Origin of the sequence: Pseudoxanthomonas sp. SGT-18, from assembly GCF_003931645.1 — a bacterium.
Taxonomy (GTDB): domain Bacteria; phylum Pseudomonadota; class Gammaproteobacteria; order Xanthomonadales; family Xanthomonadaceae; genus Pseudoxanthomonas.
Genome location: NZ_RRYJ01000001.1, coordinates 278,247 through 301,589, shown reverse-complemented (window position 1 = coordinate 301,589; position 23,343 = coordinate 278,247). Strand labels below are relative to the sequence as shown.

General features: G+C 71.7%; 19 protein-coding genes. 14 read left to right on the top strand and 5 right to left on the bottom strand.

The features are described from left to right. The first annotated feature begins 413 nt into the window (after positions 1–413). The 9 genes from ilvC to EIM47_RS01385 all read left to right on the top strand — a co-directional run bounded on the left by ilvC (position 414) and on the right by EIM47_RS01385 (position 10,317). Positions 414–1,421 (top strand): ketol-acid reductoisomerase, encoded by a 1,008-nt coding sequence (gene ilvC / locus EIM47_RS01425; protein WP_125075863.1) that lies wholly within the window; start codon positions 414–416, stop codon positions 1,419–1,421. Further along, complete coding sequence (gene ilvG, locus EIM47_RS01420; RefSeq protein ID WP_125075862.1) at positions 1,418–3,148, top strand: acetolactate synthase 2 catalytic subunit; 1,731 nt, start codon at positions 1,418–1,420, stop codon at positions 3,146–3,148. Before ilvC ends, ilvG begins: the two co-directional genes overlap by 4 nt. Continuing rightward, positions 3,132–3,416 carry an ACT domain-containing protein gene (locus EIM47_RS01415; RefSeq protein ID WP_028914563.1) on the top strand — a complete coding sequence of 95 codons (285 nt, stop codon included), beginning with the start codon at positions 3,132–3,134 and terminating at the stop codon, positions 3,414–3,416. Before ilvG ends, EIM47_RS01415 begins: the two co-directional genes overlap by 17 nt. Positions 3,417–3,506: 90 nt before the next feature. Then, on the top strand, positions 3,507–4,658 hold the full coding sequence (locus EIM47_RS01410) for a threonine dehydratase (protein WP_028914562.1): 1,152 nt from the start codon (positions 3,507–3,509) through the stop codon (positions 4,656–4,658). Beyond that, the gene (locus EIM47_RS01405) at positions 4,655–6,229 is read left to right on the top strand and encodes a 2-isopropylmalate synthase (RefSeq protein ID WP_125075861.1); all 1,575 of its coding nucleotides are present in this window, start codon (positions 4,655–4,657) and stop codon (positions 6,227–6,229) included. The genes EIM47_RS01410 and EIM47_RS01405 overlap by 4 nt, the downstream gene beginning before the upstream one ends. A 103-nt stretch (positions 6,230–6,332) precedes the next feature. Then, entirely contained in the window at positions 6,333–6,545 is a 213-nt protein-coding gene (locus tag EIM47_RS01400; RefSeq protein WP_125075860.1) for a hypothetical protein, read from the top strand. Between the two features lie 49 nt (positions 6,546–6,594). Beyond that, positions 6,595–7,653, top strand: coding sequence for a 3-isopropylmalate dehydrogenase (leuB, locus tag EIM47_RS01395; protein ID WP_125075859.1), 1,059 nt, complete (start codon positions 6,595–6,597; stop codon positions 7,651–7,653). Between the two features lie 29 nt (positions 7,654–7,682). After that, on the top strand, positions 7,683–9,023 hold the full coding sequence (gene gdhA, locus EIM47_RS01390; protein ID WP_028914560.1) for an NADP-specific glutamate dehydrogenase: 1,341 nt from the start codon (positions 7,683–7,685) through the stop codon (positions 9,021–9,023). Between the two features lie 208 nt (positions 9,024–9,231). Further along, positions 9,232–10,317 carry a serine hydrolase gene (locus EIM47_RS01385; RefSeq protein ID WP_125075858.1) on the top strand — a complete coding sequence of 362 codons (1,086 nt, stop codon included), beginning with the start codon at positions 9,232–9,234 and terminating at the stop codon, positions 10,315–10,317. A 51-nt stretch (positions 10,318–10,368) separates the two neighbouring features. Here EIM47_RS01385 and leuD read toward each other — a convergent pair whose 3' ends face one another. Next, positions 10,369–11,013, bottom strand: coding sequence for a 3-isopropylmalate dehydratase small subunit (gene leuD / locus EIM47_RS01380; RefSeq protein WP_125075857.1), 645 nt, complete (start codon positions 11,011–11,013; stop codon positions 10,369–10,371). Positions 11,014–11,024: 11 nt separating this feature from the next. Then, entirely contained in the window at positions 11,025–12,452 is a 1,428-nt protein-coding gene (gene leuC, locus EIM47_RS01375) for a 3-isopropylmalate dehydratase large subunit (RefSeq protein WP_019399658.1), read from the bottom strand. A 133-nt stretch (positions 12,453–12,585) separates the two neighbouring features. On the opposite strand from leuC, the gene EIM47_RS01370 reads away from it, so the two are divergent. After that, entirely contained in the window at positions 12,586–13,452 is an 867-nt protein-coding gene (locus tag EIM47_RS01370) for a LysR family transcriptional regulator (protein WP_019399657.1), read from the top strand. A gap of 182 nt (positions 13,453–13,634) precedes the next feature. Here EIM47_RS01370 and EIM47_RS01365 read toward each other — a convergent pair whose 3' ends face one another. Continuing rightward, on the bottom strand, positions 13,635–16,799 hold the full coding sequence (locus EIM47_RS01365) for an efflux RND transporter permease subunit (RefSeq protein WP_125075856.1): 3,165 nt from the start codon (positions 16,797–16,799) through the stop codon (positions 13,635–13,637). Positions 16,800–16,802: 3 nt separating this feature from the next. Then, complete coding sequence (locus EIM47_RS01360) at positions 16,803–17,921, bottom strand: efflux RND transporter periplasmic adaptor subunit (protein WP_125076097.1); 1,119 nt, start codon at positions 17,919–17,921, stop codon at positions 16,803–16,805. A gap of 85 nt (positions 17,922–18,006) precedes the next feature. On the opposite strand from EIM47_RS01360, the gene EIM47_RS01355 reads away from it, so the two are divergent. The 3 genes from EIM47_RS01355 to EIM47_RS01345 all read left to right on the top strand — a co-directional run bounded on the left by EIM47_RS01355 (position 18,007) and on the right by EIM47_RS01345 (position 20,926). Then, complete coding sequence (locus tag EIM47_RS01355; RefSeq protein WP_019399654.1) at positions 18,007–18,663, top strand: TetR/AcrR family transcriptional regulator; 657 nt, start codon at positions 18,007–18,009, stop codon at positions 18,661–18,663. 138 nt (positions 18,664–18,801) lie between these two features. Beyond that, positions 18,802–19,464: a protein-L-isoaspartate O-methyltransferase gene (locus EIM47_RS01350; protein ID WP_019399653.1), complete on the top strand. Its 663-nt coding sequence runs from the start codon at positions 18,802–18,804 to the stop codon at positions 19,462–19,464. A 94-nt stretch (positions 19,465–19,558) separates the two neighbouring features. After that, positions 19,559–20,926 carry a TolC family outer membrane protein gene (locus EIM47_RS01345; protein WP_026010734.1) on the top strand — a complete coding sequence of 456 codons (1,368 nt, stop codon included), beginning with the start codon at positions 19,559–19,561 and terminating at the stop codon, positions 20,924–20,926. Between the two features lie 68 nt (positions 20,927–20,994). Here the strand turns inward: EIM47_RS01345 and waaA are convergent, their stop codons facing one another. Further along, positions 20,995–22,320: a lipid IV(A) 3-deoxy-D-manno-octulosonic acid transferase gene (gene waaA / locus EIM47_RS01340; protein ID WP_028914553.1), complete on the bottom strand. Its 1,326-nt coding sequence runs from the start codon at positions 22,318–22,320 to the stop codon at positions 20,995–20,997. A 59-nt stretch (positions 22,321–22,379) separates the two neighbouring features. On the opposite strand from waaA, the gene EIM47_RS01335 reads away from it, so the two are divergent. Beyond that, the gene (locus tag EIM47_RS01335) at positions 22,380–23,333 is read left to right on the top strand and encodes an LpxL/LpxP family Kdo(2)-lipid IV(A) lauroyl/palmitoleoyl acyltransferase (RefSeq protein WP_125075855.1); all 954 of its coding nucleotides are present in this window, start codon (positions 22,380–22,382) and stop codon (positions 23,331–23,333) included. The last annotated feature ends 10 nt before the right edge of the window (positions 23,334–23,343 follow it).

Here is a 23,343-nt window from a genome sequence, read left to right as displayed (position 1 = left end):
GGATGCGGACGGAGCGCGCGGGAGGTGCAACCGATTGTGATGCGTTTCCACGGTTGCATCTGCAACAGTAAAACGGCCACGGAAGGCGCTTGACAAGCCTGGAATCGGCGTGCTTTCCTGCGACCCATGCTGCATCGCCACACGACCACCGACGCCGACCTGCACGCAGCCGCGAACGCCGCGGTGTCGGTCCTCGTCCTCGTCCTTATTAGCTCGCCAACAGGTGCGGGACGAGCCGGCGTGTAGGCAACAGAAAGACGCCAGACCCTCAAAACCCCGCACCGGAAGGCGCGGGGTTTTTTGTTTCCACCTTGCACAAGGTTCCGTCCGGAAAGTTCTCAGCAGAAACGATCTCGTTCCGGCAAATTCCCAGGCTTCGCCTTCCCATCCACGCAACCGCACAGGACCACGCCATGACCAGCAGCACCTCCACCAAGATCGCGATCGTCGGCTACGGCAGCCAGGGCCGCGCGCACGCGCTGAACCTGCGCGATTCCGGCTTCGACGTGACCGTGGGCCTGCGCCCGGGCGGTCCGACCGAGGCCAAGGCCCAGGCGGACGGTTTCGTGGTCAAGAGCCCGGCCGAGGCGGTGAAGGACGCCGACCTGGTCGCCGTGCTGGTCCCGGACATGGTCCAGAAGAAGCTCTACGAGGAAGTCCTGCGCGACAACCTCAAGCAGGGCGCGGTGCTGCTGTTCGCCCACGGCCTGAACGTGCACTTCGGCATGATCACCCCGCGCGAGGACCTGGACGTGGTCCTGGTCGCGCCCAAGGGCCCGGGCGCCCTGGTCCGCCGCGAGTACGAGATCGGCCGCGGCGTGCCGTGCATCTATGCGGTGTACCAGGACAAGTCGGGCAAGGCCGAGGAATACGCCCTGGCCTACGCCGGCGGCCTGGGCGGCGCCCGCGCCAACCTGATCAAGACCACCTTCAAGGAAGAGACCGAGACCGACCTGTTCGGCGAGCAGGCCGTGCTGTGCGGCGGCGCCTCGTCCCTGGTGCAGGCCGGCTTCGAGACCCTGGTCGAGGCCGGCTACCAGCCGGAGATCGCCTACTACGAAGTCCTGCACGAGCTGAAGCTGATCGTCGACCTGTTCTACGAAGGCGGCATCACCCGCATGCTCGAGTTCATCTCCGAGACCGCCCAGTACGGCGACTTCGTCTCCGGCCCGCGGGTGATCGACGCCTCGGTCAAGGCGCGCATGAAGGAAGTGCTGAAGGACATCCAGGACGGCACCTTCGTGCGCAACTGGCAGGCCGAGTACGACGCCGGCCTGCCGAACTACAGGAAGTTCCAGCAGGCCGACAAGGACCATCCGATCGAGAAGGTCGGCCGTGAACTGCGCACCAAGATGGTGTGGCTGCAGGGCAGCGCCCAGCCCGCCGAAGAACAAACCGCCAAGAAGACCGCCGCCGCATGAACGCCAACACCCCCACAGCGACGGCGGCCGGGCTGCGCAATGGCGCAGCCTGGGTCGCGCACGCGCTGGAGGCCGAGGGGGTCGACACCATCTTCGGCTATCCGGGCGGCGCCATCATGCCGTTCTACGACGCCCTGGTGGATTCGGGGCTGCGCCACATCCTGGTCCGCCACGAGCAGGGAGCGGCCCTGGCGGCCAACGGTTACGCCCGCGCCTCCGGCAAGGTCGGCGTATGCGTGGCCACCTCCGGGCCCGGCGCCTCGAACCTGGTCACCGGCATCGCCGACGCGATGCTGGATTCGGTGCCGATGGTGTGCCTGACCGGCCAGGTGCCGACGTCGCTGCTGGGGACCGACGCGTTCCAGGAGCTGGACGTGTTCGGCATGACCATGCCGATCGTCAAGCACAGCTTCCTGGTGCGCAGCGTGGACGAGCTGCCGCACGTGATGGCCGAGGCCTTCCGCATCGCCCGCGAAGGCCGCCCGGGCCCGGTCCTGGTCGACCTGCCCAAGGACGTCCAGGTCGGCGCCGCCACCCACCTGCCGGCGCACGTGCCGGCCCCGGTGCAGGCGCCGCCCCCGCCGCCGGATGCGACCCTGGCCGAGGCCATCGCTGCGATCGCCGCAGCCGAAAAGCCGGTGATCTACGGCGGCGGCGGCATCGGCATCTGCGATGCGGTGGACGAGTTCCGCCAGTTCGTCGAGGCCACCGGCATCCCGACCGTGCTGACCCTGCGCGGCCTGGGCGCCCTGCCCGGCAACCACCCGCAGTTCCTGGGCATGCTGGGCATGCACGGCACCCGCGCCGCCAACATCGCGGTGCAGGAGTGCGACCTGCTGGTGGTGGTTGGCGCCCGCTTCGACGACCGCGCCACCGGCAAGCTGTCCGAGTTCGCGCCGTTCGCGCGGGTGGTCCACCTGGACGCGGATGCCTACGAGATCTCCAAGCTGCGCACCGCCGACATCGCCCTGCCCGGCGACCTGGCCGCGGGCCTGCGCGCCCTGGCCGCGGCGCGCAGCACCGCCGGCGAATGGCGCCAGCGCTGCACCGCCCTGCGCGAGAAACATGCCCCGCGCTACGACGCACCCGGCACCGACATCTACGCCCCGGCGCTGCTGAAGCGGGTCAGCGAACTGTGCCCGGACGCGATCATCACCGCCGACGTGGGCCAGCACCAGATGTGGGTGGCGCAGCACTGCCGCTTCAGCCATCCGCGCAACCACCTGACCTCCGGCGCGCTGGGCACCATGGGCTTCGGCCTGCCGGCGGCGATGGGCGCGCAGTTCGCCTTCCCCGACCGCCCGGTGGTCCTGGTCAACGGCGACGGCGGCTTCATGATGAACGTGCAGGAGCTGGTCACCATCGCCCGCTGCAAGCTGCCGGTGAAGATCATCCTGCTGGACAACAGCGCCCTGGGCATGGTCCGGCAGTGGCAGGAACTGTTCTTCGACAAGCGCTACAGCGAGATCGACCTGTCCGACAACCCGGACTTCGCCGCCCTGGCCCAGGTGTGCGGCATCCCGGCCTCGCGCATCGAGCAGCGCTCGCAGATCGAGGACGCACTGGCGGCGCTGCTGTCGGCGCCCGGCCCGGGCCTGCTGCACGTGAAGATCGACGCCAAGGCCAACGTCTGGCCGCTGGTGCCGCCGAACACGGCCAACAGCCACATGCTGGACGCCAACCCCAACGAACAGAAGGCAGAGTCCGCTCATGCACTACCGGCTTGACCTGGTGCTGAAGCCCGTGGAGGGCGCGCTGGTGCGCGTGATCGGCATGACCGAGCGCCGCGGCTTCGCGCCGCGCGCGATCCAGGGCTTCCCCGACGCCGCCGACGGGCGCTGGCGCCTGCAGATGGTGGTCAACAGCGGCGGGCGCACGGCCGAGACCCTGCGCCGCCAGCTGCAGAAGGTGTACGACTGCGAATCGGTGCAGATCTCGCCGGTCGACGGCCCGCTGCCCGGCGAAGCCGGCGCCGGCCACGGAGGCGCGCCATGAACGCGCGCGCAGCCGCCCGTTCCGCCGTCGCCCCCGTGGAGGCGACGGTGCGGAGGTGCCTTCTCGGAAATCGCACGGAGCGCCGCGGCGATGCCTGATACCGGCCGCACCAGCGCAGGAGAAGCGGACGTCGGCGACGTCGGCGTGGCCGACGTACTGGCCGCGCAGTCGCGCCTGCGCCGGTTCCTGCCGGTGACGCCGATGCACCACGCCGAGCGCTTCGGGGTGATGCTCAAGCTGGAGAACCTGCAGCGCACCGGCTCCTACAAGGTGCGCGGCGCGCTCAACGCGATGCTGGCCGCGCGCGAGCGCGGCGACGACCGCCCGGTGATCTGCGCCTCCGCCGGCAACCACGCCCAGGGCGTGGCCTGGGCCGCCTACCGCCTTGGCGTGCAGGCGATCACGGTGATGCCGCACGGCGCGCCGCAGACCAAGATCGCCGGCGTCACCCACTGGGGTGCCACCGTGCGCCAGCACGGCGACAGCTACGACGAGGCCTACGCCTTCGCCCGGCAGCTGGCCGAGCAGTACGGCTACCGCTTCCTGTCCGCGTTCGACGACCCGGACGTGATCGCCGGCCAGGGCACGATCGGGATCGAGATCGCGCCGCACGCCCCGGACGTGGTGATCGTGCCGATCGGCGGCGGCGGGCTGGCCTCCGGCGTGGCCCTGGCGCTGAAGTCGCAGGGCGTGCGCGTGGTCGGCGCCCAGGTCGAGGGCGTGGATTCCATGGCCCGCGCGATCCGCGGCGACCTGCGCGAGATCGACCCCGCCAGGTCGCTGGCCGACGGCGTCCGGGTGAAGGTGCCCGGGTTCCTGACCCGGCGCCTGTGCGCGCGGCTGCTGGACGACGTGGTGATCGTGCGCGAGGCCGAACTGCGCGAGACCCTGGTCCGGCTGGCGCTGGAAGAGAACCTGATCGCCGAGGGCGCCGGTGCCCTGGCCCTGGCCGCCGGCCGCCGCGTGGCCGGGCGTCGCAAGTGCGCCGTGGTCTCCGGCGGCAACATCGACGCGGCCACCCTCGCCCAGCTGCTGTCCGAGGTCCGCCCGCGGCCGCCGCGCAAGCCGCGCCGGCGCAGCCGCGGCCCGGAACCGGCCGCCGCCGCGGGGGATGGTGCGGCGCGCAAACCGATCCCCGTGGCAAAGCGCCGCCCAGCCGCTAACCTGTCCCCCACCACCACCGTTTCCGTCCCAATGGCGCCCATCGCGCCGCAGCCCGTCGAAGAGGAGTTCACCTGGTGAACGCGCAACAGTCCCAAGCCCAAACCCAGGTCTCCCAGGCCCGCATCCGGGTGTTCGATACCACCCTGCGCGACGGCGAGCAGTCCCCCGGCTGCAGCATGACCCCGCCGCAGAAGCTGGTCATGGCCCGCGCACTGGCCGAACTGGGTGCGGACGTGATCGAGACCGGCTTCCCGGCCAGCTCGCAGTCCGACCGCGAGGCCATGGCCCTGATCGGCCGCGAGATCCGCGAGCCGGTGCTGGCCGTGCTCTCGCGCTGCCTGCAGGCGGACATCGACACCTCCCTGCGCGCGCTGGAGGCCGCCGCGCGCCCGCGCCTGCACGTGTTCCTGTCCACCAGCCCGCTGCACCGCGAGCACAAGCTGCGCATGAGCCGCCAGCAGGTGCTGGACCGGGTGGTCGAGAGCATCCGCTACGCCAAGGGCCACATCGACGACATCGAGTTCTCCACCGAGGACGGCACCCGCACCGAGGAGGACTTCCTGCACGAGGTCGTGGCCGCGGCGATCGAGGCCGGCGCCACCACCATCAACATCCCCGACACGGTCGGCTTCACCACCCCGGAGGAGATCCGCGGCATCTTCCAGCGCCTGATCGCGCAGGTGCCGGGCGCTGACAAGGTCATCTTCAGCGCGCACTGCCACAACGACCTGGGCCTGGCCGTGGCCAACACCCTGGCCGCGATCGAGGGCGGCGCGCGCCAGGTCGAGTGCACCGTCAATGGCATCGGCGAGCGCGCCGGCAATTGCGCGCTGGAGGAGATCGTGATGGCGCTGAAGGTGCGCAACGCGTTCTTCGAGGCCGACACCGGCATCGACACCCGCCGCCTGGTGCCGACCTCGCAGCTGCTGCAGCGCCTGATCGGCATGCCGGTCCAGCGCAACAAGGCGGTGGTCGGCAGCAATGCCTTCGCCCACGAGTCGGGCATCCACCAGCACGGCATGCTGCGCCACCGCGGCACCTACGAGATCATGCGCCCGCAGGACGTGGGCTGGCCGGACACCCAGATGGTGCTGGGCCGCCACAGCGGCCGCGCCGCGGTCGAGCAGCGCCTGCGCGCGCTGGGCTACTACCTGGAGGAGACGGAGCTGGACCTGGTGTTCGCCGACTTCAAGGCGCTGTGCGAGCAGCAGCGCGTGGTCACCGACGCCGACCTGCAGGCGCTGATGCAGGACACCGGCGACGGCGAGGGCTACCGCCTGGCCTCGATGACGGTCAGCGACGCCGGCCAGCGCGCCAGCGCCACCGTCGAGCTGTCCGACCCGGATGGCCGCCGCGTGGCCGAGACCGCCGAGGGCGACGGCCCGGTGGACGCGCTGTTCGCCGCGCTGTCGGCCGCCACCGGCGTGCAGCTGAGCCTGGAGAGCTACCAGGTGCACAGCGTCGGCCTGGGCACCGATGCCCGCGGCGAAGCCAGCCTCAGCGTGCGCCACGGCGAGGACGAATACGAAGGCACCGGCACCAGCCGCGACATCATCGAGGCCAGCGCGCTGGCCTGGCTGGACGTGGCCAACCGCCTGCTGCGCCAGCGCCGTGCCGCGGGGAACAGCGAGCAGCTGGCCACCGCCTGATCCGATGCAGACCCGGCCGGCCGCCGGTGGGGAGCCGGCGGCCGGCCTCCATTCCACAGACCGCCGACCGGCGCTCCCCGTGCCGGTCGCCGAGGAACGTTCCATGCCCATCCCCGAAAGCAACCCGGCCGCCGCGCTGAGCTTCGACGCTGCCGTGAACCGTGCCCTGGCGCGCCGCCGCGCCGACATCCCGCTGCCGCCGCGCCCCGACGCGTCCGAGTGGGACGGCCCGGTGCGCCCGCAGGCAGCCGCGGCCGGGCCCGCCCGCGATCCGGCGCCCGCGCCGGCCGAAGCCGAAACCGAAGCCGCCGGCTGAGCCGCGCCCGGCCACGCGCATCCCACCTTCCCCGTTACGAGGCACCCCCATGCACGCGAACATCGTCGTACTGCCCGGCGACGGCATCGGCCCGGAGATCGTCTCCGCCACCCTGCCGGTGCTGGAGGCGGTCGCCGCCCGCCATGGCCACAGCTTCTCCTTCCAGGAGCACGACATCGGCGGCATCGCCATCGACCGCCACGGCGAACCGCTGCCGGCATCCACCCTGGAGGCGGCGAAGAACGCCGACGCGGTCCTGCTCGGCGCGGTCGGCGGCCCGAAGTGGTCCGATCCCAACGCCAAGGTGCGGCCGGAGCAGGGCCTGCTGGCGATCCGCAAGGGCCTGGGCCTGTTCGCCAACCTGCGCCCGGTGCGCCCGCACGCGGCGGCGCTGGGCGCCTCGCCGATCAAGTCCGAACTGCTGGAAGGCGTGGACATCGTGGTGGTGCGCGAGCTGACCGGCGGCATCTACTTCGGCGACAAGACCCGCAGCGCCACCGACGCCAGCGACCTGTGCCGCTACACCGTGGCCGAGATCGAGCGCGTGGTGCGCAGCGCAGCGGCGCTGGCGCGCAGCCGCCGCGGCCACCTCACCTCGGTGGACAAGGCCAACGTGCTGGAGACCTCGCGCCTGTGGCGCGACGTGGCCGCGCGCGTGGTGCGGGAGGAGTTCCCGGACGTGACCCTGGAGCACCAGCTGGTCGACTCCATGGCCATGCACCTGCTGTCGCGGCCGCGCGCCTACGACGTGATCGTCACCGAGAACATGTTCGGCGACATCCTCACCGACGAGGCCTCGATGCTGGCCGGCTCGCTGGGCCTGCTGGCTTCGGCGTCGCTGGGCGACGGGAAGGCCGGGATCTATGAACCGATCCACGGCTCGGCGCCGGACATCGCGGGCAAGGGCATCGCCAATCCCTACGCCACCATCCTCAGCGCGGCCATGCTGCTGCGCCACTCGCTGGGCCTGGAGGCCGAGGCCGCCGCGGTGGAGGCGGCGGTGTCGTCCGCGCTGGACGACCGCGTGTTCACCGCGGACCTCGCGCCGGCGGGCCAGGCCGTCGACACCACCCGGGCCGCGCAGGCCGTGATCGAGCGCCTGCGCTGAGCAGCCGCCCCAGGCAAAGGAGACAAGCCATGCCAGGTTCCAGGGAAGAGTTCCTCGAGCGGGTACAGCGCCGCGATCCGGGCCAGCCGGAATTCCTGCAGGCGGTCAAGGAAGTCACCGCCAGCCTGTGGCCGTTCCTCGAGCGCAACCCGCAGTACGCGCGCGACGGCCTGCTGGAACGGCTGGTCGAGCCGGAGCGGGTGATCCAGTTCCGCGTGTCCTGGGTCGACGACCGGGGCCAGGTGCAGGTCAACCGTGCCTGGCGCGTGCAGCACAGTTCGGCGATCGGCCCGTACAAGGGCGGCATGCGCTTCCATCCCACGGTGAACCTGTCGATCCTGAAGTTCCTGGCCTTCGAGCAGACCTTCAAGAACGCGCTCACCACCCTGCCCATGGGCGGCGGCAAGGGCGGCTCGGACTTCGACCCCAAGGGCAAGAGCGACGGCGAGGTGATGCGCTTCTGCCAGGCGCTGATGCTGGAGCTCTACCGGCACCTGGGCCCGGACACCGACGTGCCGGCCGGCGACATCGGCGTTGGCGCGCGCGAGGTCGGCTACATGGCCGGCATGATGAAGAAGCTGTCCAACCAGGCCGGCTGCGTGTTCACCGGCAAGGGCCTGGCCTACGGCGGCAGCCTGATGCGCCCGGAGGCCACCGGCTACGGCACCGTCTACTTCGTCGAGCAGATGCTGCACCACGCCCACCGCGAGACCCAGGGCGCGCGGGTGCTGGTCTCCGGCTCGGGCAACGTCGCCCAGTACGCGGCGGTGAAGGCCACCGACCTGGGCGGCAAGGTGCTGACCTTCAGCGATTCCGGCGGCACGCTCTACGCGCGCGACGGCTTCGACATGGAGGCGATCGAGGCGGTGATGGAACTGAAGAACGTGCGCCGTGGCCGCCTGGCGGAACTGGACGGGGACCGGCGCTTCGAATACCTGCCCGGCAAGCGCCCCTGGCACATCCCGGCCGAGATCGCCCTGCCCTGCGCCACCCAGAACGAGCTGGACGGCGAGGACGCGCGCACCCTGGTGAAGAACGGCGTCATCTGCGTGGCCGAGGGCGCGAACATGCCCTCGACCCTGGAGGCGGTGGACGTGTTCCTGGAGTCCGGCACCCTGTACGCGCCGGGCAAGGCCTCAAACGCCGGCGGCGTGGCCACCTCGGGCCTGGAGATGAGCCAGAACGCGCTGCGCCTGTCCTGGCACCACGCCGAGGTGGACGAGCGCCTGCACGCGATCATGAAGGACATCCACGGCAACTGCGTGCGCCACGGCAAGCGCAAGGACGGCACGGTCAACTACGTGGACGGCGCCAACATCAGCGGCTTCGTGAAGGTGGCCGACGCGATGCTGGCGCAGGGCGTGTACTGAGGCGCCCGCGGCGCGGGCGCCGCCCCGCCGCGGAAGGTCTGCACGCCGCATCGCGCCAGCGCGGCGCGGCGTGGCGGCCACCAGGGCCCATGCCTGGCGCCGCCCTTGCCGGCTTCCGTCGGCGTTTCCGCCGCTTCGTCGCATCGCCCCTGCTGCGCGCGCGGGGCGCGTGCCAGGCTCCCGGCACCCTTGCCGCCGGAGACCTGCCATGCGCCTGCCCTTGCTCGTCACGCTCCTGCTCCTCCTGCTTCCCGCCACCGTGCCGGCGAAGCCGCCGGCCTGGCGGCTGGAACCCGCCGCGGACCACGGCATCGATCCGGCCGCGCTGGCCGGGATGGAACGTGCCATCGCGGCCGGCGAGTTCGGCCAGGTCACCAGCGTGCTGGTCGCCCGCGACGGCGTGCTGGTCTACGAGCGCTATTTCGACGAGGGTGGCGCGGAGGCGCGCCGCGACACGCGCTCGGCGACCAAGACCGTCGCCGGCATGTTGGCCGGCATCGCCCAGGCCGAGGGCCGGATGCGGGCCGACGCGCCGGTGCTGCCGCTGCTGCGGCGCCCGCCTCCGGCCAATCCGGATCCACGCAAGGACGCGATCACCGCGGTCGACCTGATGACCATGTCCTCGCTGCTGGAGTGCGACGACTGGAACCAGTGGTCGCGCGGCAACGAGGAACGCATGTACCTGGTCGAGGACTGGGTCGGGTTCTACCTGGACCTGCCGATCCAGGGCTTCCCGGCGTGGATGGAGCGGCCGGAAGACTCGCCATACGGACGCAGCTTCCGCTACTGCACCGCCGGCGTGACCACGCTCGGCGCCGCGATCCAGGCCGCCGTCGGCCGCCCCCTGCAGGACTATGCCCGCGCCAGGCTGTTCGACCCGCTGGGCATCGAGGCGCCGGCCTGGCAGTTCTCGCCGCTGGGCCTGGCCCAGGCCGGCGGCGGCCTTGCCCTGCGCAGCCGCGACCTGCTCGCGCTGGGCGAGCTGTACCGCCGCGGCGGCGAATGGAACGGCCGCCAGCTGGTGCCGGCGGCATGGGTGGCCGAATCCACCCGGCCGCATGCGCGCATCGAGGACGGCATCGACTACGGCTACCTGTGGTGGCTGCACCACGACACCAGCGAGGGCCGCACGTTCGATTCGTTCGCGATGAACGGCACCGGCGGCAACACGGTGCGGGTGTTCCCCGCGCAGCGCCTGGTCGTGGTCGTCACCACGACCAACTACGGCAAGCCCGACGCGCCGCGACTGACCTTCCGCCTGCTGACCGGCAAGCTGCTGCCGGCGGTCAGGTGACCGCCCACGGCCGCGGGAGCGCGGCGCGGGCAAGCCGCGCCGCATCCTGGATCAGGCGGCGCCGAACAGCCAGGGCTGGGCGGCGCGGTGGCGGGCCTCGAAGGCGGCGATCGCGTCCTTCTCCTGCAGGGTCAGGCCGATGTCGTCCAGGCCGTTGAGCAGGCAGTGCTTGCGGAAGGCGTCCACCTCGAAGCGGTGCTGCACGCCATCGGGGCGGGTGACCGTCTGCGCCGCCAGGTCCACGGTCAGGGTGTAGCCCTCGCTGGCTTCGCACTGGCGGAACAGCTCGTCGACCTCGGCGTCGGACAGCACGATCGGCAGCAGGCCGTTCTTGAAGCTGTTGTTGTAGAAGATGTCGGCGAAGCTGGGCGCGATGATCGCGCGGAAGCCATACTCGTCCAGCGCCCACGGCGCGTGCTCGCGCGAGGAGCCGCAGCCGAAGTTCTCGCGCGCCAGCAGCACGCTGGCGCCCTGGTAGCGCGGGAAGTTGAGCACGAAGTCCGGGTTGATCGGCCGCGTGCTGCAGTCCTGCCCCGGCTGGCCCACGTCCAGGTAGCGCCACTCGTCGAACAGGTTCGGGCCGAAGCCGGTGCGCTTGATCGACTTGAGGAACTGCTTGGGGATGATCTGGTCGGTGTCGACGTTGGCGCGGTCCAGCGGGGCGACCAGGCCGGTGTGGGTGGTGAAGGCTTTCATTGGCGGTTTCCTCAGGCCTGGACCAGTTCGCGCACATCGACGAAGTGGCCGGCCACCGCGGCGGCGGCGGCCATCGCCGGGCTCACCAGGTGGGTGCGGCCACCGGCGCCCTGGCGGCCCTCGAAGTTGCGGTTGGAGGTGGAGGCGCAGTGCTCGCCGGCGCCCAGCCTGTCGGGATTCATCGCCAGGCACATCGAGCAGCCCGGCTCGCGCCACTCGAAGCCGGCCTCGATGAACACCTTGTCCAGGCCCTCGGCCTCGGCCTGGGCCTTGACCAGGCCCGAGCCCGGCACCACCAGCGCCTGCTTGATCGTCGGCGCCACCTTGCGCCCGCGCGCCACCGCGGCGGCCGCGCGCAGGTCCTCGATCCGCGAGTTGGTGCACGAACCGATGAACACGCGGTCCAGCCGGATCGAGGTGATCGGCTGGTTGGGTTGCAGGCCCATGTACTTCAGGGCGCGCACGATCGAATCGCGCTTCACCGGATCGGGTTCGCGTTCCGGATCCGGCACCGTCGCGTCCACCGGCACCACCATCTCCGGCGAGGTGCCCCAGCTGACCTGCGGCTTGATGTCCTCGGCGCGCAGCTCGACCACGGTGTCGAAGTGCGCGTCCGGATCGGAGACCAGGGTACGCCACAACGCCACCGCCGCGTCCCACTGCCCGCCCCTGGGCGCGAACGGGCGGCCCTTCACGTATTCGATGGTCTTCTCGTCCACCGCGACCATGCCCACCCGCGCGCCAGCCTCGATGGCCATGTTGCAGATGGTCATGCGGCCTTCCATCGACAGTTCGCGGATCGCGCTGCCGGCGAACTCCAGGGCGTGGCCGTTGCCGCCGGCGGTGCCGATCCGGCCGATCACCGCCAGCACGATGTCCTTGGCGGTCACGCCCGGGCCCAGCTTGCCTTCGACCCGGACCTGCATGTTCTTCATCTTCTTGGCCACCAGGCACTGGGTGGCCAGCACGTGCTCGACCTCGGAGGTGCCGATGCCGTGCGCCAGCGCTCCAAAAGCACCATGCGTGGAGGTGTGCGAGTCGCCGCAGACCACGGTCATGCCCGGCAGGGTCGCGCCCTGCTCCGGGCCGACCACGTGGACGATGCCCTGGCGGGCATCGTCCATGCGGAACTCGAGGATGCCGAAATCGGCGCAGTTCTCGTCCAGGGTCTGCACCTGCAGCCGCGACACCGGGTCGGCGATGGCCTGCAGGCCGCCGGCGCGCTCGGCGCGGGTGGTGGGCACGTTGTGGTCGGGCGTGGCGATGTTGGCGTCCACCCGCCACGGCTTGCGGCCGGCGAGGCGGAGCCCCTCGAACGCCTGCGGCGAGGTCACCTCGTGCAGGATGTGGCGGTCGATGTAGATCAGCGAGGAGCCGTCGTCGCGGCGGCTTACCTCGTGCATTTCCCACAGCTTGTCGTAAAGGGTCTTGCCGGCCATTCCCTCTGTTCCTCTGGCGGTGGCGGGCGCGCGGCCCGCCGGGCTTGGGGAAATCCTGCCGCCTTGCCATCGATAACTCAAATGCATATTTTTCATCCGGTAGATTCCTGCCAGGAATCAATTCGGAGCCGCGATGGACTGGGGCAGCCTGTCGGCATTCGTCGCCGTCGCCGAGCGCGGCGGCTTTTCCGCCGCCGCCGAGCAGCTGCACCTGACCCAGCCGGCGGTGAGCAAGCGCATCGCCCAGCTGGAGCAGGACCTGGAGGTGCGCCTGTTCGACCGCCTCGGCCGCCAGGTGGTGCTGACCGAGGCCGGGCGCCTGCTGCTGCCGCGGGCGCGGCAGATGCTGGCCGAGGCCGATGCGGCGCGGCGCGCGTTGCAGGACCTGGGGCAGGACATCGGCGGCCGCCTGAGCCTGGCCACCAGCCACCACGTCGGCCTGCACCGGCTGCCGGCCCTGCTGCGCCGCTTTACCGCGCTGCACCCGCGGGTGGCGCTGGACATCCGCTTCATGGATTCGGAGCAGGCCTATGCCCAGGTGCTGGGCGGCGACGTGGAGCTGGCGGTGACCACGCTGGGGCCGACCGAGGCACCGCTGCTGGCCACGCCGGTATGGGACGATCCGCTGCGCTTCGTGGTGGCGCCGGACCATCCGCTGGCGCGGATGGCGAAGGTGGGCCTGGCCGACATCGCCGCGCATCCGGCGGTCCTGCCGGATCCGGGCACCTTCACCCACCGCATCGTCGCCCAGGCCTTTGCCCGCCGCGGCCTGTCGCTGCAGCTGCGCCTGACCACCAATTACATGGAGACCATCAAGATGCTGGTCTCGGTGGGCCTGGCCTGGGGCGCGCTGCCGCTGACCATGCTCGACGCCCAGGTGCAGGTGCTGCCGGTCCAGGGCGTGCAGCTGTCGCGGCAACTCGGGTATGTCGTGCATGGCGGCCGCACGCTGTCGCGGGCGGCGCAGGCGTTCATCGCGCTGCTGCGTGGGGATTCGTGATTCGTGATTCGTGATTCGTGATTGGTGATTGGTGATTGGTGATTGGCCGGGACGATGGCGCTGGCCGAGGGGTAAGCGAAGCGCACCCGGGTTCCCCTCTTCCGAGGGGAGTGGGGCTTCGTGCGGGTGTGCCCGGGGCGTAGCCGAAGCAGCGGCATTGCTCCGGCTACACCGTCCCGCCGTCAGGCTGTTGCCTCTTCCGGCCTGACCCGGAACCAGGCCGCGTACAGCGCCGGCAGGAACAGCAGGGTCAGGGCGGTGGCCACGATCAGGCCGCCCATGATCGCCACCGCCATCGAGCCGTAGAACGCGCTGCGCGACAGCGGGATCATCGCCAGCACCGCGGTCAGCGCGGTCAGCACGATCGGGCGGAAGCGGCGCACGGTGGCGTCGACGATGGCGTGCCAGCGGTCGTGGCCGGCGGCGATGTCCTGCTCGATCTGGTCGACCAGGATCACCGAGTTGCGCATCACCATGCCGGCCAGCGCGATCGTGCCCAGCAGTGCCACGAAGCCGAACGGCATGCGGAAGACCAGCAGGAACCAGCTCGCGCCGATCAGGCCCAGCGGCGCGGTCACCAGCACCATCAATGTGCGGGAGAAGCTGCGCAGCTGGACCATCAGCAGGGTCGTGACCACGAACAGGAACAGCGGCATGCCGGCCTTGATCGAGTTCTGCCCGCGCGCCGAATCCTCCACCGAGCCGCCGACCTGCAGCAGGTAGCCCGGCGGCATCGCCTCGCGGATCCCGTCCAGGGTCGGGTCGATCTGCGCGGTGACCGCCGCCGGCAGCAGTTCGTCGCCGATGTCGGCGCGCACGGTGATGGTCGGCAGCCGGTCGCGGTGCCAGATGATCCCTTCCTCGAAGGTCTGCCGGATGCGCGCCACCTGCGACAGCGCCACGCTGCCGCCGTCGCCGGTGGGGATGGCCAGGCTGCCCAGCAGTTCCAGCTGCTCGCGGTCGCCGGCGCCGCCGCGCAGCATGATCCCGACCAGCTCGTTGCCCTCGCGGAAGGTGCTGGCGGTGTAGCCGGACAGCTGCGCGCTGAGGAACTGCGCCAGCTGGGCGCTGTTGACGCCCAGCGCGCGGGCGCGGTCCTGTTCGATTTCCAGGCGCACCACCTTGCTCGGCTCGTCCCAGTCCAGGTTGACGTTGGTGGTGTGCGGGTTGGCGCGCACCTTCTCCGCGACCTTGCGCGCGATCGCGCGCACCTGGTCGATGTGCTCGCCGGAAACGCGGAACTGCACCGGGTAGCCCACCGGCGGGCCGTTCTCCAGCCGGGTCACGCGCATCTGCAGCTCCGGGAACTGCGGCGCCACCTCGCGCAGCAGCCAGTTGCGCAGTTCCTCGCGCGCCTGGATGTCGCGTGCCAGGACCACGAACTGGCTGAAGTTGGTCGCCGGCAGCTGCTGATCCAGCGGCAGGTAGAAGCGCGGCGAGCCGGTGCCGACGTAGGCCACATAGTTGCGCACGTCCTCGCGCTGCTGCAGCAGCGCCTCCAGTTTCTTCGCCTGCGCCTCGGTGGCGCGCAGCGACGCGCCCTCGGCCAGTTCCAGGTCCACCATCAGCTCCGGCCGGGTCGAATCCGGGAAGAACTGCTGCGGCACGAAGCGGAACATCGCCAGCGACAGCACGAACAGGCCGACGGTGGCGCCGATCACCCACCAGCGCCGGCGCAGGCAGGCATCGAGCAGGCGGCGGAAGCGCTGGTAGAACGGGCGCTGGTACGGGTCGTGGTGGTGGCCGTCGAGCGGCGCCGGGGCCAGCAGCGCGGCGTACTGCGGCCAGCGGTCGGCCAGCCGCTCGCGGAAGGCACGCCGGCGCGCGGCCAGGCTGCCCGGCTTCGGCGGCCGGGGATGCGCCAGGTCCGGCAGCATCTTGTCGCCCAGGTAGGGGATGAACAGCACCGCGGCGATCCACGACACCAGCAGGGCGATGGTCACCACCTGGAACAGCGAGCGGGTGTACTCGCCGGTGCTGGAGGCGGCGGTGGCGATCGGCAGGAAGCCGGCCGCGGTGATCAGGGTGCCGGTGAGCATCGGGAACGCGGTCGATTCCCAGGCGAAGCTGGCCGCGCGCAGGCGGTCGAAGCCCTGCTCCATCTTGATGGCCATCATCTCCACCGCGATGATCGCGTCGTCCACCAGCAGGCCCAGCGCCAGCACCAGCGCGCCCAGCGAGATCTTGTGCAGGCCGATGCCGAAGTAGTTCATCACCGCGAAGGTCATCGCCAGCACCAGCGGGATCGAGACCGCCACCACCAGGCCGGTGCGGAATCCCAGCGAGAAGAAGCTGACCAGCAGCACGATGGTCACCGCCTCGGCCAGCACGCGCACGAACTCGCCCACCGAGTCGCGCACCGCCTCCGGCTGGTCGGAGACCTTGCGCAGCTGCATGCCCGCCGGCAGCTGCTCCTGCAGCCGCGCGAACTCGGCCTCCAGCGCCTCGCCCAGGCGCAGGATGTGGCCGCCGTCGCGCATGGCCACGGCGATGCCGATCGCGTCCTGGCCCATGAAGCGCATGCGCGGCGCGGCCGGATCGGCGAAACCGCGGGTCACCGTGGCCACGTCCTGCAGGCGGATGGTGCGGCCGTTGGCGCGGATCGGGAACGCGCGGATCTCCTCCAGGGTGCGGAACGGGCCGTCCACCCGCAGCTGCACGCGCTCGGAGGCGGTCTCGTAGAACCCGGCCGGCACCACCGCGTTCTGTCCTTCCAGCGCCTGCTGCACCGCCTGCAGCGGGATGCCCAGGGTGGCCAGGCGCGCGTTGTCGATCTCGATCCAGACCTTCTCGTCCTGCAGGCCGATCAGCTCGACCTTGCCCACGTCCGCCACCCGCTGCAGTTCCAGCTGGATGCGGTCGGCGTAGTCCTTGAGGATGGCGTAGTCGAAGCCCTCGCCGGTGAGGGCGTAGATGTTGCCGAAGGTGTCGCCGAACTCGTCGTTGAAGAACGGCCCGACCACCCCGTCCGGGAGCGTGGCGCGGATGTCGCCGACCTTCTTGCGTACCTGGTAGAACAGCTCGGGGATGTCCTTCGAGCGCATCGAGTCGCGGGCCATGAAGATCACCTGCGACTCGCCCGGGCGCGAGTACGAGCGCACGAACTCGTACTTGCCGGTGTTCATCACCGCCTTCTCGATCCGCTCGGTGACCTGCAGCGAGACCTCCTCGGCGGTGGCGCCCGGCCACAGCGTGCGCACCACCATGGCCTTGAAGGTGAACGGTGGGTCCTCGCTCTGGCCCAGGCGCAGGTAGGACCAGGTGCCGATCACCGCCAGGGCGATCATCGCGTACAGCACCAGGCCGCGGTTGTGCAGCGCCCACTCGGAAAGGTTGAAGCGGCGCATGGCTCAGTCCGCCTTCGGCCGCACGGCGGCGGCCACCGGCCGGTTGCCGCGGTCCACCGCGAGCACCGCCTCGCCCTCGCGCAGCAGGTGGCCGCCGGCGGCGACCACCCAGTCGTCGGCGCGCAGCTCGCCGCGGACCTCCACCGTCTCGGTGCCCAGCGGCCCGTGCTCGACCGGCACGCTGGCGACCTTGCCCTCGCGCACCACCCACACCGCCGGCTTGCCGTCGGCGCCCTGCTGCAGCGCCGCCGGCGGCACCCGCAGGCCGGCGCCGGCCGCGCCGTGGCCGAGGAACACGCGCGCGCTCTGGCCCAGCACCACGTCGCCGGCCACCGCATCGTCCAGGGCCACGCGCACGGCGTAACTGCGGGTCAGCGGATCGGCCGCCGGGGCCAGTTCGCGGATCCGCGCCGGCAGGCGCTGGCCGGGGCGGCTCCACAGCTCGACCTCGGCCGGATCGCCGACCTTGAACTGGCCCATGCGGTCCTCCGGCAGGTCGATCGCCACCTCGCGGCCACCGTCGGCGGCCAGGGTGAACACGGTCTGCCCGGCCGCCACCACCTGGCCGACCTCGGCCTGGCGGCTGGCGATCACCCCGGCGTGCGGCGCGCGCAGGGTGGCATAGGCGGCCTGGTTGCGGGTCACCTCCCACTGCGCGCGGGCGGCATCGACCTGCCCGGCCGCGGCCTTGTACGCCGCCTCCTGGGCCTCGTACGCCGAGCGGCTCACCAGCTGCTGCTCGACCAGCTTCGCGTAGCGGTCCAGGTCGCCCTTCGCCCGCGCCAGCTCGGCCTCGGCCGCCGCCAGCTGCGCCCGCGCGGCCTGCGCCTGCAGCGCCTGGTCGCCCGGATCCAGCTCGGCCAGCACCTGGCCTTCGGCCACCCGCGCACCGGCGTCCACCCGCCGCGCCACCAGCTCGCCACCGATGCGGAACGCCAGCGGGCTTTCCTCGCGCGCCCGCACCTCGCCGGGGAAGGCCAGCCCCGCGGCTTCGCCGGCCGCCTGTGGCTGCACCACCCAGACCGGGCGCGCCTTCTCCGGCGCCTCCGCGCCATTGCCGCACCCCGCGAGGGCGACCACCACGAGGGCTGCCGCTACGCCACGCCTGACCCGTCCCTGCATCGCCACGACTCCGTCCTGTAGGTGGAAAATAGTGAACCGGCCGGTATGGTATAAATAGAAAACCAACTAGTCTAGTATTGCCTGCATGACCCGCCCGACCACGCCCGCCAGCGCCGCCGCGCCCGCCCGCAATCCGGGCCCCGGCCGCCCCAAGGACCTGGCCAAGCGCGCCGCGATCCTGGAAGCGGCCAAGCGCATGTTCCTCGAACAGGGCTACCAGGGCGTGAGCATGGACCAGATCGCCGCCGCCGCCGGCGTGTCCAAGCTGACCGTCTACAGCCACTTCGGCGACAAGGAGACCCTGTTCTCCGAGGCGATCGCCGCCAAGTGCCGCGAGGTGCTGCCGGACGAGCTGTTCGTGAACCCGCCCGAGGGCCCGCTGCGCGAGCAGCTGCTGGCCATCGGCCACGCCTTCTTCGCCCTGATCAGCAGTGAGGAGGCGCTCCGCATCCACCGCATGATGACCGCCGGAGCCGGCGAGGACGCCCTGCGCCACCTGTTCTGGAACGCCGGCCCGCGGCGGGTGCAGGATGCCTTCGCCCAGTTCCTGCAGGCCCGGGTGGACGAGGGCCTGCTGCGGATCGGGGACGTGCCCCTGGCCGCCTCGCAGTTCTTCTGCCTGCTCAAGGGCGAGCTGTACTCGAAGATGGCCTGCGGCCTGTGCGGCACGCCCGCGCCGGCCGACCTGCAGCGGCACCTGCGGGCCACGGTGGATTTCTTCCTGCGCGCCTATGCGGCCTGAACCGCGTCCCGCAGGGCCGGTGGTCGCGGTGACTTCCGGCACTGAACGCCGCCGCCCGGGCGCGGCGATCCTTCCAGCGCCGGCACGGGCCGCCGCGGTAGTAGAATGCCCGGCCTCCCGCGCCTTGTGATAGCAGCCATGACGATCGATTACGCCCTTGCCCGCGAACTGATGGTGGAACAGCAGGTCCGCCCCTGGGAGGTCCTGGACGCCGCCGTGCTCGAGGTGATCGGCCGCCTGCCGCGCGAGGCGTTCGTGCCGGAGGCGCAGCGCGCGCTGGCCTACGCCGACATCGAGCTGCCGCTGGGCCACGGCGTGCGCATGATGAAGCCGGTGGTCGAGGGCCGCATGCTCCAGGCCCTGGCCCTGCAGCCGGGCGACAGCGTGCTGGAAGTGGGCACCGGCAGCGGCTACGTCACCGCCTGCCTGGGCGAGCTGGCGCGCGAGGTGGTGAGCATCGAGATCCAGCCGGAACTGGCCGCCGCCGCGCGCAGGCACCTGGACGCTGCCCGCCTGGGCACCAACGTCCGCATCGAGACCGCCGACGCCCTGCAGTACGCGCCGACCCGCCAGTTCGACGCGGTCTGCGTGACCGCCGCGGTGGACACGGTCCCGACCCGGTTCCTGGAGTGGCTGCGCCCGGGCGGCCGCCTGTTCGTGGTCCGTGGCCGCGCGCCGGTGATGGAAGCCGTGCTGCTGCGCCACACCGGCGATGTCAACGCGCCGGCCGTTGAATCGTTGTTCGAGACCGAGCTCGAGTACCTGCGCGGCGCCGAGCCGGCCCCGCAGTTCAGTTTCTGACCGCAATGCCCCGCGGGGCAGCGGTCGGATCCCGATATCCCCACGACGGCCCGGGCATGGACCCGGGCCCAACATGAAGATAAGGAAGCCGCTGATGATCCGCCGTTCCCTCGCCCTGGCCCTGGCGGCCGCACTGGCCCCCGTCACCGCCAGCGCCGCCGACCTGCTGCAGACCTACGAAATGGCCCGCAACGGCGACCCGACGCTGGCGATCGCCGAATCGAACACCCTCATCACCAAGGAAGGCCGGGTCCAGGCGCGCGCGGCGCTGCTGCCGCAGGTCAACGGCTCCGCCAGCCTCACCCGCTCGCGTACCGAGCGCGATGGCCGTCCCGGCACCATCGAAAGGACCTCCCGCAGCTACGGCCTGCGCGCGTCGCAGACGCTGTTCAACTGGGGCGACTTCTCCACCCTGCGCGCCGAGCGCACGCTCAGCGCCGCCGCCGACCAGGACCTGGCCGCCGCCGGCGACGACCTGATGGTGCGCACCGCCGCCGCCTACTTCGACGTGCTGGTGGCGATCGAGTCGCTGGCCGCGGCCGAGACCAACGAGGCCGCCGCCAAGCGCCAGTTCGACTACGCCGACAAGCGCCTGGAAGTGGGCCTGGCCCCGATCACCGACGTGCACGAGGCCCGCGCCCAGTACGACGAGGCCCGCGCCAACACCATCCTCGCCCGCAACGCCCTGCAGGACGCCTACCAGGCGCTGGCCGAGCTGACCGGGCAGCCGGTGCGCGACCTGCGCGCCCTGCCGGCCGACTTCCGTCCGGAGCTGCCGAGCCTGCGCAGCGACGCCGACGCCTGGGTGGCCGCCGCAATCGAGCGCAATCCCAGCCTGCGCTCGGCCGAGCTGCGTGCCCAGGCCGCGGACCAGAGCGTGGAAACCGCCCGTGCCGGCCACTACCCCACCCTGGCGCTCAACGCCGACTGGGGCAAGGACGCGGCCTGGGGCGACATCGACAACCTCACCGGCGCTGGCAACGGCGAAAGCACCGGCAGCAGCATCGGCATCACCCTGACCGTGCCGATCTTCTCCGGCGGCGCGACCCAGTCGCGCGTGCGCCAGGCGATCGCCCAGCGCGACATCGCCCAGGACCAGTACGAGCAGCAGCGCCGCGCCCTGGACCGCAACACCCGCAACCTGTACCAGGCCCTGGTCGCCGGCGTGAGCGAGGTCGAGGCCCGCCGCCTGGCCGTGGTCTCGGCGCAGAGTGCCTACGAGGCCTCGCAGGTCGGCCTGGAAGTCGGCACCCGCACCGTGCTGGACGTGGTCCAGAACCAGCGCACCCTGTTCCAGGCCCAGGTCGAGTACGCCCGCGCCAAGTACAACTTCCTGCTCAACCGCCTGCTGCTGTCGCAGGCCACCGGCGAGCTGGACGTGGACGCGCTGCGCCAGGTCAATGCCCTGCTGACCGTCGACGCCGAGGCCCAGCTGCAGGATCCGTCGGTCCTGCGCCAGTAAGCCGCGGCACCGGCACCGGAATGGAGAAGGCCGCCCACGGGGCGGCCTTCTTCGTTTCCGGCTTCCGCTCAGTCCTCGACCGGATCCGGCGCCGGCAGGTCCGGCGCGATCAGCTCCAGGGTGTTGCGCAGCGCCCCGCGGCCCTGGTCGACCAGGGCGCGGCCGGCCTCGACCATGGCCTGGCGCAGCGGGGCGTCGCCCAGCAGCGCCTCCAGCGCGTCGCCGACCTCCTGCAGGTCGCGGCCCACGCGCAGCGCCCCGGCCTCGTCCAGGCGCCGCGAGATCTCGGCGAAATTGTGCAGGTGCGGGCCGGTGACCACCGCCGTGCCCACCGCCGCCGGCTCCAGCAGGTTGTGCCCGCCGACCGGCTGCAGGCTGCCGCCGACGAAGGCCACGTCGGCGCAGGCGTAGAACGCCATCAGCTCGCCCAGGGTATCGACCACGAACACGTCGTCCCCGGCCGCCGGCCAGCCGCCGGCGCTGCGCGTGCCCACCTGCCAGCCCGCCGCCTCGGCCGCGGCGCGTACCCGCCCGAAGCGCTCCGGGTGGCGCGGCGCCCACAGCAGCAGCAGGTCCGGCCAGCGCGCGCGCAGGCGCCGGTGCAGGGCCAGCACGTCCTCCTCCTCGCCCTCGTGGGTGCTGGCCGCGATCCACACCGGGCGCTTGCGGCCGAGCGCGTCCTCGAACGCCGCGCGCAACGCCTCCAGGCCGTCGGGCACCTCCACGTCGTACTTGAGGTTGCCCAGCACCCGCACCTGGTCGGGACGCGCGCCCAGCACCTGGAAGCGGCGCGCATCGGCGTCGGACTGCGCGGCCACGCAGCGCACCGTGCGCAGGGCGCGGCCCAGCAGCGGCCGCAGCAGGCGGTAGCCGCGCAGGGAACGGGCCGACAGGCGCGCGTTGAGCACGTACACCGGGATGCCGTGGTCGCGGCAGCCGAACAGCATGTTCGGCCACAGCTCGGTTTCCATGATCAGTGCCAGGGTCGGGCGGAAGTGCTGCAGGAAGCGGTCCACGCTGCCGGGCAGGTCGTAGGGCAGGTACACGTGGTCCACCCGCCCGCCCCACAGCGCGCGCACCCGCTGCGAGCCGGTGGGCGTGATCGTGGTGACCACCCAGCGGGTGCCCTTGCCCTGGCGCAGCAGGGCGTTGACCAGCGGCGCGGCGGCGTTGACCTCGCCCACCGACACCGCGTGCAGCCACACGCACGGGCGGCCCTGCTCGGTGCTGTAGGCGCCGTAGCGCTCGTCCCAGCGGCGGAAGTACTCGCGCACGCGGAAGCCGCGCGAGATCAGGTGGTACAGGGTGAAGGGCGACAGCAGGTACAGCGCCAGCGAGTAGAGCCAGCGCACCAGGCGTTCGCCCGGTTCCTTGGGCGGAAACGGAGTCGGCATCGGCGCAGGATAGCCGAGCCGGCGACGGCCGGTTGCCGGCCAAGGCTTAGAATCTGCGCATGAGCGCCGCAGACACGCCCCCTCCCCGCCCTTCCTTCGCCCCGCGCAACTGGCCGATGTGGCTGGCCCTGGGGATCATGGTCGCCGCCGCGCGCCTGCCCTGGCTGTGGCAGCGCGCGATCGGCCGCGGGGTGGGCTGGCTGGCCTGGCACCTGGCCCGCGAGCGCCGCCGCGCCGCCGAGGTCAACCTCGCCCTGTGCTTCCCGCAGCAGACGCCGCAATGGCGCGCGCGCCTGGCGCGCGACAGCTTCGACGCGCTGGGCGTTGGCCTGTTCGAGTTCGCGCGCGCCTGGTGGGGTTCGCTGGCGCCGATCGAGCGCGACGTCCGGATCGAGGGTCTGGAGCACCTGCGCGAACTGCAGGCCCAGGGCCGCGGCGTGCTGCTGGTTTCCGGCCACTTCATGACCCTGGAGATGTGCGGGCGGCTGCTGTGCGGGCAGGTGCCGCTGGCCGGCATGTACCGCCGCCACCGCAACCCGGTGATGGAGTGGGCGGTCAAGCGCGGCCGCCTGCGCTATGCGGTGGCGATGTTCGCCAACAGCGACCTGCGCGGCGCGGTGCGCCACCTCAAGCGCGGCGGGATGCTGTGGTACGCGCCGGACCAGGACATGCGCGGCAAGGACTCGGTGTTCGCGCCGTTCTTCGGCATGCCGGCCTCGACCATCACCGCCACCCACCAGCTGGCGCGGGTCACCGGCTGCGCGGTGGCGCCGTTCTTCCACCGCCGCGAGGGCGGCCGCTACATCCTGCGCGTGGCCCCGCCGCTGGCGGACTTCCCCAGCGAGGACGCGGTCGCCGACACCGCCCGGGTCAACGCCGCGATCGAGGCCATGGTGCGCGAGGCGCCGGCGCAGTACCTGTGGATCCACCGCCGCTTCAAGCGCCAGCCGCAGGGCCGCAGCAACTACTACGAGCGCGGCCGCGGCCTGCCCGCGCCGCCACCGGCCGCCTGAGGCCGGCCCG

Bases quoted from the DNA above. Each gene is read 5' to 3' on its own strand.
- ilvC (WP_125075863.1), top strand. From the start codon at position 414: ATGACCAGCAGCACCTCCACCAAGATCGCGATCGTCGGCTACGGCAGC.
- ilvG (WP_125075862.1), top strand. From the start codon at position 1,418: ATGAACGCCAACACCCCCACAGCGACGGCGGCCGGGCTGCGCAATGGC.
- EIM47_RS01415 (WP_028914563.1), top strand. From the start codon at position 3,132: ATGCACTACCGGCTTGACCTGGTGCTGAAGCCCGTGGAGGGCGCGCTG.
- EIM47_RS01410 (WP_028914562.1), top strand. From the start codon at position 3,507: ATGCCTGATACCGGCCGCACCAGCGCAGGAGAAGCGGACGTCGGCGAC.
- EIM47_RS01400 (WP_125075860.1), top strand. From the start codon at position 6,333: ATGCCCATCCCCGAAAGCAACCCGGCCGCCGCGCTGAGCTTCGACGCT.
- leuB (WP_125075859.1), top strand. From the start codon at position 6,595: ATGCACGCGAACATCGTCGTACTGCCCGGCGACGGCATCGGCCCGGAG.
- gdhA (WP_028914560.1), top strand. From the start codon at position 7,683: ATGCCAGGTTCCAGGGAAGAGTTCCTCGAGCGGGTACAGCGCCGCGAT.
- EIM47_RS01385 (WP_125075858.1), top strand. From the start codon at position 9,232: ATGCGCCTGCCCTTGCTCGTCACGCTCCTGCTCCTCCTGCTTCCCGCC.
- leuD (WP_125075857.1), bottom strand. From the start codon at position 11,013: ATGAAAGCCTTCACCACCCACACCGGCCTGGTCGCCCCGCTGGACCGC.
- leuC (WP_019399658.1), bottom strand. From the start codon at position 12,452: ATGGCCGGCAAGACCCTTTACGACAAGCTGTGGGAAATGCACGAGGTA.
- EIM47_RS01370 (WP_019399657.1), top strand. From the start codon at position 12,586: ATGGACTGGGGCAGCCTGTCGGCATTCGTCGCCGTCGCCGAGCGCGGC.
- EIM47_RS01365 (WP_125075856.1), bottom strand. From the start codon at position 16,799: ATGCGCCGCTTCAACCTTTCCGAGTGGGCGCTGCACAACCGCGGCCTG.
- EIM47_RS01360 (WP_125076097.1), bottom strand. From the start codon at position 17,921: ATGCAGGGACGGGTCAGGCGTGGCGTAGCGGCAGCCCTCGTGGTGGTC.
- EIM47_RS01355 (WP_019399654.1), top strand. From the start codon at position 18,007: ATGACCCGCCCGACCACGCCCGCCAGCGCCGCCGCGCCCGCCCGCAAT.
- EIM47_RS01350 (WP_019399653.1), top strand. From the start codon at position 18,802: ATGACGATCGATTACGCCCTTGCCCGCGAACTGATGGTGGAACAGCAG.
- EIM47_RS01345 (WP_026010734.1), top strand. From the start codon at position 19,559: ATGATCCGCCGTTCCCTCGCCCTGGCCCTGGCGGCCGCACTGGCCCCC.
- waaA (WP_028914553.1), bottom strand. From the start codon at position 22,320: ATGCCGACTCCGTTTCCGCCCAAGGAACCGGGCGAACGCCTGGTGCGC.
- EIM47_RS01335 (WP_125075855.1), top strand. From the start codon at position 22,380: ATGAGCGCCGCAGACACGCCCCCTCCCCGCCCTTCCTTCGCCCCGCGC.